Source organism: Thiobacillus sp. 65-1402, from assembly GCF_001897685.1.
Classification (GTDB): domain Bacteria; phylum Pseudomonadota; class Gammaproteobacteria; order Burkholderiales; family Thiobacillaceae; genus Thiobacillus.
Genome location: NZ_MKUG01000091.1, coordinates 1 through 13323 on the forward strand (window position 1 = coordinate 1; position 13323 = coordinate 13323).

15 protein-coding genes are annotated in these 13323 nt (G+C 64.8%); 5 read left to right on the forward strand and 10 right to left on the reverse strand.

Features of this window, described 5'->3' with window-relative positions; genetic code table 11:
* The 9 genes from BGO62_RS07595 to BGO62_RS07635 all read right to left on the reverse strand — a co-directional run.
* The coding region (locus BGO62_RS07595) for a TIGR03087 family PEP-CTERM/XrtA system glycosyltransferase (RefSeq protein WP_296640889.1) at positions 1-783 on the reverse strand (783 nt) is incomplete at its 3' end.
* A gap of 95 nt (positions 784-878) precedes the next feature.
* Positions 879-1922 carry a FemAB family XrtA/PEP-CTERM system-associated protein gene (locus tag BGO62_RS07600; protein ID WP_296640891.1) on the reverse strand — a complete coding sequence of 348 codons (1044 nt, stop codon included), beginning with the start codon at positions 1920-1922 and terminating at the stop codon, positions 879-881.
* Positions 1923-1945: 23 nt separating this feature from the next.
* On the reverse strand, positions 1946-2779 hold the full coding sequence (locus BGO62_RS07605; protein WP_296640892.1) for an XrtA system polysaccharide deacetylase: 834 nt from the start codon (positions 2777-2779) through the stop codon (positions 1946-1948).
* Positions 2780-3883 carry a UDP-N-acetylglucosamine 2-epimerase (non-hydrolyzing) gene (gene wecB, locus BGO62_RS07610; RefSeq protein ID WP_296640894.1) on the reverse strand — a complete coding sequence of 368 codons (1104 nt, stop codon included), beginning with the start codon at positions 3881-3883 and terminating at the stop codon, positions 2780-2782. It abuts the gene before it with no gap.
* An 8-nt stretch (positions 3884-3891) separates the two neighbouring features.
* Positions 3892-4923: an XrtA/PEP-CTERM system-associated ATPase gene (locus tag BGO62_RS07615; RefSeq protein WP_296640896.1), complete on the reverse strand. Its 1032-nt coding sequence runs from the start codon at positions 4921-4923 to the stop codon at positions 3892-3894.
* Positions 4924-5004: 81 nt separating this feature from the next.
* On the reverse strand, positions 5005-6528 hold the full coding sequence (locus BGO62_RS07620; RefSeq protein ID WP_296640898.1) for a TIGR03016 family PEP-CTERM system-associated outer membrane protein: 1524 nt from the start codon (positions 6526-6528) through the stop codon (positions 5005-5007).
* Positions 6509-7453: an XrtA-associated tyrosine autokinase gene (locus BGO62_RS07625; protein ID WP_296640900.1), complete on the reverse strand. Its 945-nt coding sequence runs from the start codon at positions 7451-7453 to the stop codon at positions 6509-6511. Before BGO62_RS07625 ends, BGO62_RS07620 begins: the two co-directional genes overlap by 20 nt.
* 8 nt (positions 7454-7461) lie before the next feature.
* Positions 7462-8988, reverse strand: coding sequence for an XrtA system polysaccharide chain length determinant (locus tag BGO62_RS07630; RefSeq protein WP_296640901.1), 1527 nt, complete (start codon positions 8986-8988; stop codon positions 7462-7464).
* A 58-nt stretch (positions 8989-9046) separates the two neighbouring features.
* Entirely contained in the window at positions 9047-9670 is a 624-nt protein-coding gene (locus BGO62_RS07635; RefSeq protein WP_296640902.1) for an XrtA/PEP-CTERM system exopolysaccharide export protein, read from the reverse strand.
* 211 nt (positions 9671-9881) lie between these two features.
* Between BGO62_RS07635 and BGO62_RS07640 the strand changes: the two genes are divergently transcribed.
* The 5 genes from BGO62_RS07640 to BGO62_RS07660 are packed head-to-tail and all read left to right on the forward strand — an operon-like array spanning position 9882 to position 12887.
* A complete protein-coding gene (locus BGO62_RS07640; RefSeq protein ID WP_296640906.1) occupies positions 9882-10262 on the forward strand; it encodes a nucleotide pyrophosphohydrolase in 381 nt (126 codons plus the stop codon).
* Complete coding sequence (locus BGO62_RS07645; protein ID WP_296640907.1) at positions 10255-10572, forward strand: (2Fe-2S) ferredoxin domain-containing protein; 318 nt, start codon at positions 10255-10257, stop codon at positions 10570-10572. Before BGO62_RS07640 ends, BGO62_RS07645 begins: the two co-directional genes overlap by 8 nt.
* Before the next feature lie 23 nt (positions 10573-10595).
* Positions 10596-11198 carry an alpha/beta hydrolase gene (locus tag BGO62_RS07650; RefSeq protein ID WP_296640910.1) on the forward strand — a complete coding sequence of 201 codons (603 nt, stop codon included), beginning with the start codon at positions 10596-10598 and terminating at the stop codon, positions 11196-11198.
* A complete protein-coding gene (locus tag BGO62_RS07655; RefSeq protein WP_296640911.1) occupies positions 11192-12097 on the forward strand; it encodes an ATP-binding cassette domain-containing protein in 906 nt (301 codons plus the stop codon). Before BGO62_RS07650 ends, BGO62_RS07655 begins: the two co-directional genes overlap by 7 nt.
* A 4-nt stretch (positions 12098-12101) precedes the next feature.
* A complete protein-coding gene (locus BGO62_RS07660) occupies positions 12102-12887 on the forward strand; it encodes an ABC transporter permease (protein WP_296640913.1) in 786 nt (261 codons plus the stop codon).
* Here the strand turns inward: BGO62_RS07660 and BGO62_RS07665 are convergent.
* A partial coding sequence (locus tag BGO62_RS07665; RefSeq protein WP_363924010.1) for a radical SAM protein occupies positions 12888-13323 on the reverse strand: 436 nt, incomplete at its 5' end.

Genomic DNA, 13323 nt, shown 5'->3' on the forward strand with positions numbered 1-13323 from the left:
GCCCGGGACCGCGTCGCGGATGGCCGGAAAAATCCGCTCGGCGAACCAGGTCACGGCGTCGACATTCGGCCAGTAGTCCATGGCGCCGGTGAAGACCACGCCCTGCACGCCGGGCGGATACGGATCCGGGTAGTCGCGCAGCGGCGAAAAATAGTCGGCATCGACGCCGTTCTCGAACGCGCCGATCTTATGGCGCGCAAGCGGCACGCGCCGTTGCAGCAGGGCCGCCTCGTCGCGCGACACCAGCAGCGTGGCGTCGAAATCGCATGCCGCCCGCGCCTCCCATGCGGCCAGCCTGCGGCCTTCGCGCGCATACACCCACGACAGCGGCCAGCGCTGCGTCGATGCGTATTGCGTCCATTTATCGGAATCGACATCGACCATGTCGAGCACGCGGCGCGCGAGGTTTTCCGGCATGAACTGCGCCATCGCCGAGGAAAACGCCAGCCCGCGGGTCACCGTCCCGGAAGCGGCCAGCCCGGCCGCCCAGCGTTTGAGCTCGCGGCTGCGGTAATACGGCAGCGTCAGCGCTTCGCCGGTCAACAGTCCGCCCAGGCTAGCCAGCCTGGCGCGGCGCGGATGCAACGGCAGCAGCCTGAGCGATGCGCAATAGGGCTGCAGGGCGTCCTGGTACTGCCAGTCGGCGGGGTCGTCGACGAAGGCGCCGAGATGGATGTCATAGCGTGCGCTCAAATGCCGCAGCAGGTGGAACGAGCGGATCTTGTCGCCCTTGTTGGGCGGAAACGGAATGCGGTGAGCAAGAAACAGCAGCCCTTCGTTCATCGGTTTGGGCCTCGCGCAGCGAGACGTTCGCTCCCTCTCCCATTGGGGGAGAGGGCGGGGTGAGGGCCGGCGGCGTCTAAGACTTGAGCCATGCCCTACCCCAGGTTCTTCACGATATGCGGCCCGATGACGTTGGCGAGTGCCAGCGGCATTTTTTTCCAGGCCTGGATGAAGAGGCGGTACTTGGGGTTGAGCGGATTGATTTCGGGGACGCTTTTGTCGCCCACCAGAAAATACTCGTAATACAGCGGCGCCGGCTCGAAGCCCCAGTTCTTCTTGAAATCGAACGAGCCGGTGCCGCGCTTGCTGCGGCCGAAATCGAACACTTTCAGCCCGCGCTCGCAGGCGCGCCGCATCACTTCCCAGTACATGAAGTCGTTGCCCGCCACCGCCCGCGCCGCCTCCACCCCGCCGCCGTAATACGGCAGCACCTCGTCGCGGAAGTAGAACGACATGACGCTGGAGATCACCCGGCCATCGAGCGTGACGGTGAGCACCTCGCAATCGTCGCCGAACTCGCTTTTCAGCACGCGGAAAAACTTGCGCGAAAACACCGGCGTACCCAGACGATGCACGCTCGCCGAGTACGCCTTGAAGAAGCGGGCGGTGTCGGCGTCGATCTCGCTGACCAGGCCGGCCTTGATTCCTTTCCTCACCATCGCGCGCTGCTTGCGCGGAATGGCCGTCATGTTGGCTTCGATTTCGGGTTCGATGGCCTTCTTGAACGTGACGTACAGATCCTTGGTCGGCCAGTGGACATGCTGCGCGCTCTGGTTGCGGTATTCGAGCGCGCCGACTCCGAGCCGTTTGGCCAGGGCCTGCGCGGCTTCGTCGAGCGCACGCCAGGCCGCGTCGTGATCGGCCAGGATGCCGCCGTAGGCGCAGAACGGCAGCGATCCCAGACTATGGCCGAACAGGCGGCTGTCGATTTCGGCCAGCGGCAGCACGCCCGCCAGTTCGCCGCCGCGCTCGGCCAGCAGGAAGTGGCTGCGGTGGCCGAACGCATCCTCGATGACGCGCTTCCAGCCGGCACGGTGGAAAAAGCTGGCGTCGGGGTGCGCCTGGACATACGCATCCCAGCGCGCGACGTCGTTCGCCTGCAGCGTCCGCACCGTGACTTCGGCGGCGGCAACGGGCATGGCAAGGGGTTCGGCGGGTGTATTCAATGGGCAGGCAGGAACACGCGGTCGACGCGGTCCCATTCGAAATCGTTCAGCAAGCGGCGCAGCCTGTCCGGCATGCGCTGCAAGTTGACGTAGTGACGGAAGCGCGTCCTGGCCGGCAGCCCCGCCTGGCGCGGCTGTCCGGGATCGAGCTCCCACGGGTGGAAATAAAACATGCACGGCGCCCGATCCTGCCGGTTGACGCGGCGCAGCATCCAGCGCGACATCGCGTAGGGCAGCAGGCGGAACCAGCCGCCACCCGCCGCAGGCAGATTGCGCCCCAGCAGCGGCAGGGTGGTCGGCGGCAGTTCGAGGATGCCGTCCGCGCCATTCGGGCGGTGCGGGAAGCGCGGCGCGTCGGGCATGCCGTAGTGATCGTGGCGCACCGGGTAAATGCTGGAGCTGTATACATAGCCGGCGTTTTCCAGCTCTTCGACCGCCCACCAGTTCGCCTGGTTGATGGAAAAACTCGGCGCGCGGTAGCCGCGCACGGCGACACCGCCGAGGTCTTCGAGGATGCGCTTGGCGCGGACGATGTCGGCGCGGAATTCGGCCGGCGTGAGATCGGACGCGCGCTGATGGCCGTAGCCGTGGCTGGCCAGTTCATGGCCGTTGTCGACGATGCGGCGCACCAGCTGCGGATAGCGTTCGGCGATCCAGCCGAGGGTGAAGAAGGTGGCCTTGGCGTCGGCCTCGTCGAGCAGGCCGAGAATGGCATCGACGTTGCGTTCGACCCGGCACGGCAGCGTGTCCCAGTCTTCGCGCCGGATGTGCGGCGCGAACGCCGACACCTGGAAATAATCCTCGACGTCGATCGACATGGCGTTCTTCATTCAGGCGGCCCGGATTCCTTTCTGCATCGGCAGCCAGCCCTTCAGCGTGTGGGCGATGCGCATCGCCGCGCGGCCATCCCAGTATTCGGGGATGCGCCCGCTCTTGCCGCCGTCCGCCATCACCTCGCCGAACGCAGCCCGGATCGCGGCGGGATCGGGGCCGACCAGGGTATTGGTGCCCTCGGCAATCGTGATCGGGCGTTCGGTATTTTCGCGCAAGGTGAGGCAAGGCACGCCGAGCGCCGTGGTCTCTTCCTGGATGCCGCCGGAGTCGGTCAGCACCAGCCTGGCGTCGCGCATCAGCCCGAGCATTTCCAGATACCCCACCGGCGGCAGGACATGCAGGCCATCGAGCCTGGTGGCGAGGCCGAATTTCTCGATGTTGCTGCGCGTGCGCGGATGCAGGGGCACGACGACCGGCAGGCGGCGATTGATTTCGCCCACCACATCCAGCAGCGCGGCAAGCGTGGCCGGGTCGTCGACGTTGGACGGGCGGTGCAGCGTCAGCACCGCATACTGCGGCAGCGGCGTGCCGAGGGTCCGGCTGGCCGGCACCGCACGCTCGAGATTGCGGTGCAGGGTATCGATCATCACGTTGCCGACGAACTCGACGCGCGCGGGATCGATGCCTTCACGCTGCAGATTGGCGAGTGCGCTCTTCTCCGTGGTGAACAGCAGATCGGAAATCTGGTCGGTCAGCACGCGGTTGATTTCTTCCGGCATGCTGCGGTCGTAGCTGCGCAGGCCGGCCTCGACGTGAATCACGCGCACGCCGCGCTTGGCCGCCACCAGCGCGCAGGCGAGGGTGGAGTTGACGTCGCCCACCACCAGCACCGCCTGCGGCTGCACGCTGCCGAGCACCGGCTCGAAGCGTCTCATCACTTCGGCCGTCTGCACCGCGTGGCTGCCGGAGCCGACTTCCAGATGGTGATCCGGGCGCGGAATGCCGAGATCGGCAAAAAAGCTGTCGCTCATCGCCGTGTCGTAATGCTGGCCGGTATGCAGCAGTTGCGCGGCGATGCCGGTCTCGGCCAGCGCCGCCATCACCGGCGCGATTTTCATGAAATTGGGACGTGCGCCCGCGACGCATAAAACCTGGGTCATGGCCGATCCTAATGCGCGGCGTCGCGCTGCCCGGACGGCGCTTCGTCGTCCGCCGCGGGCCGTTCGCTGACGGTGTAGAGAATCTTGCGCACGATGGGCAGGATGCGGTTGATCGAGCGCTCCATCTGCTCGACGCGCAAGGCCAGCCGCGCCGTGTCTTCGCTGTGCAGCGCGCCGCCCGCGGACAGCTGGTTGCCGACGCCGGTGCTGCCATGGAAATCCTGGTGCGCCACCTCGTTTTTCAGGTCGGAAATCACCTCGTCGACCTCGGCCTCGCCGAAATGGCCCTTTTCTTCGAGGAAGCCGAACAGCAGCAAGCGGTCGCAGGTGGTGTTGAGGCGGCGCGGAATGCCGCCGGTAAAGCGGTGCAGCGCAGCAAACGCCGCGTCCTCGAACCCCGGATTGCCCTGCCAGCCTACGGTGCGCAGGCGGTGCTCGATATAGCCGCGCGTCTCGTCGGCATCGAGTGGCCCCAGATGGTACGAGGCGACCACGCGCTGGCGCAGCTGCTGCATGTCGGGGCTCTGCAGGATGCCGCGGAATTCGGGCTGTCCCAGCAGGAAGGTCTGGATCAGCGAACGCTCGTTGTTCTGGAAATTGGACAACATGCGCAGCTCCTCCACTGCGCGCGGCGTCAGGTTCTGCGCCTCGTCCACCACCAGCAGCGCGCGCTTGCCCTGGCGGCTGGCGGCGCCGAGGAAATCCTCCAGGTTTTTCAGCAGCGCGGACTTGGTCAGCCCCTCGTGCTGCAGCCCGAACGAAGCGGCCACGCTGCGCAGCGTGTCTTCGGCATCGAGCTGGGTCGACACCAGTTGCGCGGCAACCAGATTGTGGGCATCGAGCTGGCGGAACAGATTGCGCACCAGCGTGGTCTTGCCTGCGCCGACCTCGCCGGTGATGACGATAAAGCCCTCGCCCAGCGACAAGCCGTAATCCAGGTACGCCATCGCCCGCCGGTGTCCTTTGGAGCCGTAGAAAAAACGCGGATCGGGATTGAGCTGAAAAGGCTTGGCGCTAAAGCGGTAATAGTCTTCGTACATGGACGTTCCGTTGTCTGAGTGGGGCACCGCCCGTGCGCGCGCAGAATGCGCTGCAACGGCTGTGCCATTCCGGAATGGCGGTCAGAAGCGCATGCCGACCGTAGCCGTGAGCCGGTTCTCGTCGTAGTCTGAATTCGCGGCGTTTGAATCCCGTTGCGTATGGCGGAAAGTCAACGCGCCGTTGAGCTGGTCGGTAAAACGGCGGCTGAGACCAAGGCTGAAGCTGAGAATATCATCCTCCCGGGCCGTACCGCCCGCTGCCACGCTGTCCAGGCTGTTACGGCTGAGTGACAGGCCGCCATTCACGGATGTCGTCGGCGACAAGCGATAGGTGAGGGTGCCCGAGACAGTCTGCACGCGGTCTTCGCCCTGAGTGCTCGTCTGGAACTCGCGGGTCAGGTCGGACAGGCGCACCGAAACGGTTGTTCTTGCTCCCACCTCCCAGGCCACGCCGGCAGTCAGCAGTCTGGAAATGAACACATTGTTGGCGAGCGACGTTCCGAAAAAGAGGTTCAGGTCGCACTTTGCCGTGACGAGATCAAGCAAGTCCGGCTTGTCAGGAAGCACCGTCCCCGCGGGGCACGACGCAGTCACGGCCTGGAGATTGCTGTAATCCACTGCCAGACGCGATATATCGCTCACATCCTCCGAATAACGCACATCCCAGCGGGTCTGACGTGTCCGGTGGCTGGCAGAAAGGCTATAGACCGGACCAAAGTAACTCTCTCCTCCGGAAGCCTCAAGGCTAGTCCGGCGCGTGGGCGACCAGCCGAAGCCGACACGGTAGAACGAGCCGCTGGTGTCGGTTGCACTGAGATACTCGTTCGTATCCTCTCCGACTGTGCCGAACACGCGAAACTTCCGCGACAGCGCATAACCCATCGTGGCGCTCACACGCTCGAACGTGGTATCGGCGCTGCGGCGATAATCCGTCTTGCGGATCGAATAATCGAGAGACCAGCTCAGATCGTCGAAACGGGTTCCACTGTTCAGACCCGCCGAAAATGAATTCGAACTGGAATCGTTGGCGACGTCGTTCTCGAAAATCGCGCCGCTGGCGGTGTAGCGCGCCTGCGCATTGGCAAAGGTGCCGAGACGTTTCCGGATGTAGGGGCTGATCGAGTAGGTGCCGACGGTGGCGCGGTTGCTGTTGTTTACTTCGGCATCGGCGGGCGAGCCCAGCAAGGAGATCAGTTCCTGCGAGACGCGCGCGTTGCCGTCAATGAACAGGAAATCCTCGACCAGTTCGGCTTTTCCGGCGGCACTGAGGTTGTGGTAGAGGTCGTCGCTGTCGTCGCCGCCGAAACGCGCCACACCGGTCAGGCCATAGTGTACGGTGGCCTGCGCCCGGCGCAGGCCTTCGGAGCGCAGCGTGAAGCCCGGGGTTACGCTCAGAATCACTGCATCTTCGGGTTTGGTCGCGCTTTGATTGACGTTGTCGGTGTAAATGGCGGACGCGTTCAAGGTCGGCTCGAAGCGCCAATCGGCTGCGGCAGGTGCGAATGCCAAAGCGGTGAAAACAGAAACAGCGCCTGCGCGGAGAGCCTGGCGGTGCGGCGCCGGACTGGCGCTGCCCGAGCGGAGCTTATTTTCCGGAACTGCCATAGTAGCCATAGTAGTAATCTGCGCCCGGGGTCGGGGTGGTCTTGTTCAGCAGCATGCCCACCACCTCGCATGACTGGATATGCCTCAACGCCTCGCGCACCGCCTCCTGCGAGGTTTTTTCGGCTTCCACCACCATGACGATCTGCCCCATATGGGTGGCCAGCACGCTCGATTCGCTGGTCGCCAGCAGCGGCGGCGAGTCGAACAGGATTATACGGTCGGGATAACGATTCCCGATGTCCTCGACCAGACGGGTCATGGCGGCGCTCGCCAGCAGTTCGGTTGCGCGCTTGTAGGTGCGGCCGGCCGGCAGCACCGTCAGCTTCGAGATGTCGGTCTTGATCAGCACGTCGGACAGCTTGAGATCCTTGTCCTGCAGCACATCCAGCAAGCCCTTGTCGGCATGGATGCCGAGATATTCGGGCACGCGCGGCTTGGCGACGTCGGCGTCGATCAGCAGCACGGTGCGGTCCATTTCCATCGCCATCGAGATGGCGAGGTTGATCGCGCAGAAGCTCTTGCCCTCGCCCGGCAGCGAGCTGGTGACCATGATGAGATTGCCGTTCTTGACCCGCGCGGCGCCCTGGCCGAAGGCATTGGCAATGAGCGGGCGCTTGATGATGCGGAACTCTTCGGCGATCTGGCTTTTTTCGGCATCCGGCGCCACCACGCCCATGCGGTGCAGGCGCGCCAGATTGATCGACTGCACCTGGCTGTTGCCTTCCGGCACCGCATCGCCACCCGGCGCGCTGAACATGGGCTCGACCGGGGTGGCGACGAAGGGCGTGGCATGGCTGCTGCGCTGCTTGTTGAGCGCGTTTTCGATCAGGCTGGCGTCGTGGCCGGGGTCGCCGTTGCTGCCGAGGGAATCTGGACGGGGTGCGCCGATGCCGATCTTGCCCGCTGCTTTTTCAATAATGCTCATGGTTTCTCCTAGCCCGCACGCGACACGACCATCTGCAGGACCATCACCGCGCCGTATGCCGCGATCAGGCTACCCAGCGCCGCCAGATAGGTCAGCAGGCCCTTGCGCTTGCGGCGGCGGGTTGCATCGGTTTCAACCCGCGATACCGCGCCCAGCAGCGGCAGGCCGGTCAGTTCGCGCAGCGCGCGGCGGTCGGCCACGGTACGGCGCAACTGGCTCAGCAGGAAAGCCACCGCCACCCCCGCGCCGAGGCCGCCCAGGGTCACCAGCGACAGCAGCAGCGGGCGGTTGGGCCACGCCGGCTGGCTCGGCACGAAGGGCGGATCGATCACCCGGAAGTCGACCGTATCGGTCTTGCTCTCGACTTCGCCGGACATGGTGACGGACTCGCGGCGCTTCAGCAGCGCATCATAGTTCTGGCGATACACGTCGTAGTCGCGCGTCAACTGGGTGTATTCCTGCTCAACCTGCGGAATCATGTTGGATGCATTGCGCAGTTCGCCGTAGCGGCGCTGATACTCGGCCACCCGCGCATTCAGCGACGCGACGGTGGCGTCCGCCTCGGCGATGGCGATGGTGAGCTGCTGATAGACCGGGTTCTGGATCTTGGCGCCCGCCGGATCGGCCTTGCGCTCGGCCAGATCGATTTTCTTCTGCGCCTCCAGCTTGTCGATCAGGCGCTTGGTCGCCTGGATGTCGGGATGCATGTCGGTATATTGCAGGCGCAGCTGGTCCATCTGCTTCTGCAGCGCCTGGATGCGGCCGTCGATCTCGCTGTTGGTCGATACCGCGGCGGCAGCCGCGGTGAGTTCGGGCTCTTCGTCGGCCAGCTGGCGCTTGAGCTGATTGCGGCGATTGGTGGCTTCCTGCTGGTCCAGCTGCGCCTGCCGCAACTGGCCGCTCGCTTCAGCCAGCTTGGCATAGTAGTCGCCGCCCTGCCCCGGCATCATGCCGATGTGCCTCTGCTTGAATTCCTTGAGCGCGTTTTCCGCGTCGGTCAGCTTTTGCTGGTATTGCTGCAGCTGCTCTTCGATGAAGCGCTGCGAGCTGGAAATGTCCTGGCGGGTCTTGCCGAGGCTGGTTTCCACGAAAATGGTCAGCAGCGACTGCACCACCTTCTTGGCGAGATCGCCGTTGGCATCCTGATAACTGATGGTGTAGAGGTTTTCGCGTCCGGCGTCGGCGATGGAAATCTTGCTCGCCAGGCCGTTCAGCATGGCTTCGGTCTGTTCGGGCGTTTTCGCCTTCACGTCGAGGTCGGTCATGCGCGCGACCCGTTCCAGCGTCGGGCGGCTGACCAGTTGACGCGTCATCAGCTTGATCTGCTGCTCGACATTGGGCTCGGCCGCCAGCCCCGACAACAACGGCTTCAACAGCGTTTGCGTATCCACGTAGACGCGCGCCGACGCCTGATAGCGGTCGGGAATCATCATGACCCAGGTCCAGCCGACAATGCACACCAGCCAGGCCATTGCCACACCCCACCAGCGTCGCTGCCAGGCGGCTTTGGCATAACCCAGAATTTGTTGCAGCATTTGATCCATGCGGACGTTCCACCATCAAAAAGCGCCGCGGTTGGCGGCGCAGACATACTTAGAACAGGCTTTCAGGCACCACCAGCACATCGCCCGGCCGCATGGCGACGTTGGCCGAAACGTCGCCGCCTTTCAGCAGGTCCTCCAGGCGCACGCCGAGGCGCTCCTGCTTGCCGTCCACGGTACGCAGAATGTAGGCCTTGTTGCCCGCGGCAAAATCGGTGAGGCCGCCGACCGCAATCATCAGATCGACCAGGCTCATCTTTTCACGGTAGTTCAGCGCCTGCGGCTTGGCCGCTTCGCCGACCACGCGGATCTGCTGGTCGAACGGCCCGATGCCGCCGGCGACGATGACGGTGACGATGGGTTCCTGGATGTATTTGGCGAGCGCCTTCTCGATGTCGCGCGCCAGCTGGCTGGGAGTTTTTCCGGAGGCCTGGATATCCTCGACCAGATTCATGGTCATCTTGCCGTCGGGGCGCACCGGGAAGCTGCCGGACACCTCGGGATTGCGCCAGACGAACACCTGGACCGAGTCGCCCGGCCCGACCAGATAGTTCCAGTCGTAGCTGCCCGTCTGCGTGGGGGCGGGCGGATAGGTCGGGGGGCTGGAACAGCCCGCCATGGCGGCCACGGCCAGCACCATCCCGACGCGTGCAATGCGCTTGTTGATCGTAAACATTTCCACCCTCCCTTATATGCTGTTAATCCGCTGGCATTATGCCAGAGCGGATTAAAAAACCGGTTTCGTCGCCACAGACTGCAAGCAAGCCGCAGGCCAAACCGCAGGCACTGCAGCGCCTTGATAAACAAAGGGTTTCGCGCGCCCCGCCCTGGCGGGAGCGTTGGCCGATTGACAGCGGTGTCGTAGGGCCGTCGCCTGCCGCGGTATCATGCCGTCCATGAGCCCTCACGAGATCGACAGCCTCGATGCCCTGCGCCAGCGCATCCGCGAATTTGCGCAAGACCGCGCCTGGGAACGCTACCATACCCCGAAGAACCTGGTGATGGCGCTGAGCGTCGAAACGGCGGAACTGCTCGAGCCCTTCCAGTGGCTGACGGCGGAACAAAGCCGCCACCTGAGCGCCGAACAGCACGAGGCGGTGCGCCAGGAAATTGCCGACGTGCTGATCTACCTGACCCGGCTGGCCGACGTGCTGGAGATCGACCTGCTCGATGCCGCCGCCGACAAGCTGGCGATCAATGCGCGCAAGTATCCCATCGACAGGGCGCATGGCAACGCGCTCAAATACTCGGACTTTTCGGATGACTGACCTGTATTTCAAACACCACGTCTTTTTCTGCACCAACCTGCGCGACGACGGCGCCAAATGCTGCGGCGCATCCGGCGGCCAGCACATGCGCGACTACCTGAAGAAGAAGGTCAAGCACGCCAGCCTCAATGGCGAGGGCAAATGCCGCATCAACAGCGCCGGCTGCCTCGACCGCTGCGACGAAGGCCCGCTGCTGGTCGTCTATCCCGAGGGCGTCTGGTACACCTACGTGGACGAAACCGACATCGATGAAATCTTCGAAGTCCACCTCAAACAGGGGCGTATCGTCGAACGCTTGCAGCTGAAGTGAAACGGCCGGGCGAAGCAGCCAAGATGAAACGCTACAAGCTGCGCATCCCGGTGCCGGCAGGCCGGCTGGAAACCGTGATCGACGACCCCGAAGCCGAACGCCATGGCCTGCTGCTGGTCGCGCACCCGCACCCGCTGCACGGCGGCAGCCTCGACAACAAGGTCGTCACCACCCTGGCCAAGGCGGCCAACGAAGCGGGCTGGGTCAGCGTGCGCCCGAATTTTCGCGGTGTCGGCATGAGCGACGGTGAATTCGACGCCGGCGTCGGCGAAACCGAGGATTTGCTGGCAGTCGCCCGCTTCGTCGAAGCCAGCTATCCCGGCCTGCCCTGGGCCCTGGCCGGGTTTTCGTTCGGCGCTTTCGTGCAGCACCGGCTGCGCCAGCAGCTCCACGCGCAGCGGCTGATCCTGGTCGCGCCGGCGGTCACCATGTATGAATTCGACCCGGTACCGCCCGACACCGTGGTGATCTACGGCGACGCCGACGAACTCATTCCGCCCGCCGCCATTCGCCTGTGGGCGGAGCAGCAGCAGCTCGCCACCAAAATCGTCCCCGAAGCCGGCCACTTCTTTCACGGCAGGCTGAAGGAACTGAAGCAGGCGTTCATGGAGGCCTGCCCGTGCTGAAGGTGCGCGGCCTCACCAAACGCTATGGCGGCACCGAAGTGGTGCGCGGGGTCGACCTGCACGTGCGGCGCGGCGAGTGCTTCGGCCTGCTCGGCCCCAACGGCGCCGGCAAGACCACCACCCTGCGGCTGCTGCTGGGACTGATCGAACCCGACAGCGGCAGCATCGAACTGGCCGGCATCGCGGTGCCGAAACGCGCGCGCGCCGCGCGCATGAAAGTCGGCGTGGTGCCGCAAATGGACAACCTCGACCCCGATTTCAGCGTGCGCGAAAACCTGCTCGCCTACGGCCGCTATTTCGGCATGGCCAGGTCCGCCATCGCCGCGCGCGTGCCCGGGCTGCTCGAATTCGCCGGGCTCGCCAGCAAGGCCGACGCGCAGATCGCGCAGCTGTCGGGCGGCATGAAGCGGCGGCTCACGCTGGCGCGCGCGCTGGTGCACGACCCCGACATCCTGTTCCTCGACGAGCCCACCACCGGACTCGACCCGCAGGCGCGCCATCTCATCTGGCAGGGACTGCGGCGGCTGCTCAACGAGGGCAAGACCATCGTCCTCACCACGCATTTCATGGACGAGGCCGAGCGGCTTGCCGATCGCCTCGTCATCCTCGACCATGGCCGCGTCGTCGCCGAGGGCGCACCGCGCGCGCTGATCGAATCGCACATCGAGCCCGCCGTGGTCGAAGTGTTCGGCGAAGGGCTGGCCGACTGGACGCACGCGCGCGCGGCCGGCCTGTGCCAGCGTTTCGAAACCGTCGGCGAGACCCTGTTCTGTTATACCGACAGCCCCGACACCGTGATCGGCGCGCTGAAGCAGACGCCCGCGCTGCGCTACCTGCACCGGCCGTCGAATCTGGAGGACGTGTTCCTCAAGCTGACCGGGCGCGATTTGAGGGATTAAGCGCATGACGCATTTTTTTCGCCTCCCACGCCTGTCGTGGCGCTTCATCCCGGTATGGCAACGCAACTACCTGGTGTGGAAAAAACTGGCCATCCCGTCCATCCTCGGCAACCTGGCCGACCCCATGCTGTACATGCTGGGCCTGGGATACGGCCTCGGCAGCCTGCTGCCGGATGTCGGCGGCATGCCCTACCTGACCTTCCTCGCCGCCGGCACGGTCGCCTACAGCACGATGAACGCCGCCACGTTCGAGGTGCTGTATTCGAGCTTCTCGCGCATGCACGTGCAGCGCACCTGGGACGCCATCCTCAACGCGCCGCTCACGCTCGACGACGTGATGCTGGGCGAGCTGACCTGGGCGGTGGCCAAGAGCCTGCTGTCCGGGCTGGCGATCCTGGCGGTGATCTGGGGACTCGGGCTCTACGGCGATTTCTGGATGACGCTGTGGATCATCCCGGTGGTGGCGCTGGTCGGCTTCTGCTTCGGCGGCATGGGGCTGGTGATGAATGCGGTGTCGCCGAGCTACGATTTCTTCCTCTACTACTTCACGCTGGTGATCACGCCGATGGTGCTGCTGTGCGGCGTGTTCTTTCCGGTATCGCAACTGCCGCTGCCGGTGCAAAGCGTGTCGGCCTGGCTGCCGCTCACCCATGCCATCGATCTGGCGCGCCCGCTGGTCGTCGGCAGCATGCCCGACAACATTGCGCTGCATGCCGCCGCGCTGCTGGTTTACGGCAGCCTGGGCTATGTCGTCGCGCTGGCGCTGACGCGGCGGCGTCTGCTCAAATAGTCAAACGCCGGCCGCCTGCCGGTCGGCGTGATAGCTCGAGCGCACCATCGGTCCGCAGGCGGCATGCCTGAAGCCCATCGCCAGCGCCTCCTGCTCGAACTGCGCAAAGCGTTCCGGGGTGACGAAACGCAGCACCGGCAGGTGATGCTGCGAGGGCTGCAGATACTGGCCGAGGGTCAGCATGTCGACGTCGTGCGCACGCAGGTCGCGCATCACCTGCAGGATCTCGTCGTCCTCCTCGCCCAGCCCCAGCATCAGCCCGGACTTGGTCGGAATGTCGGGATGGCACGCCTTGAAATCCTTCAGCAGCTTGAGCGAGTGCGCGTAGTCGGCGCCGGGACGCGCCGCCTTGTAGAGACGCGGCACGGTTTCCAGGTTGTGGTTCATCACGTCGGGCGGCGCCATGTCGAGCATGTCGAGCGCCTTCTCCAGCCGG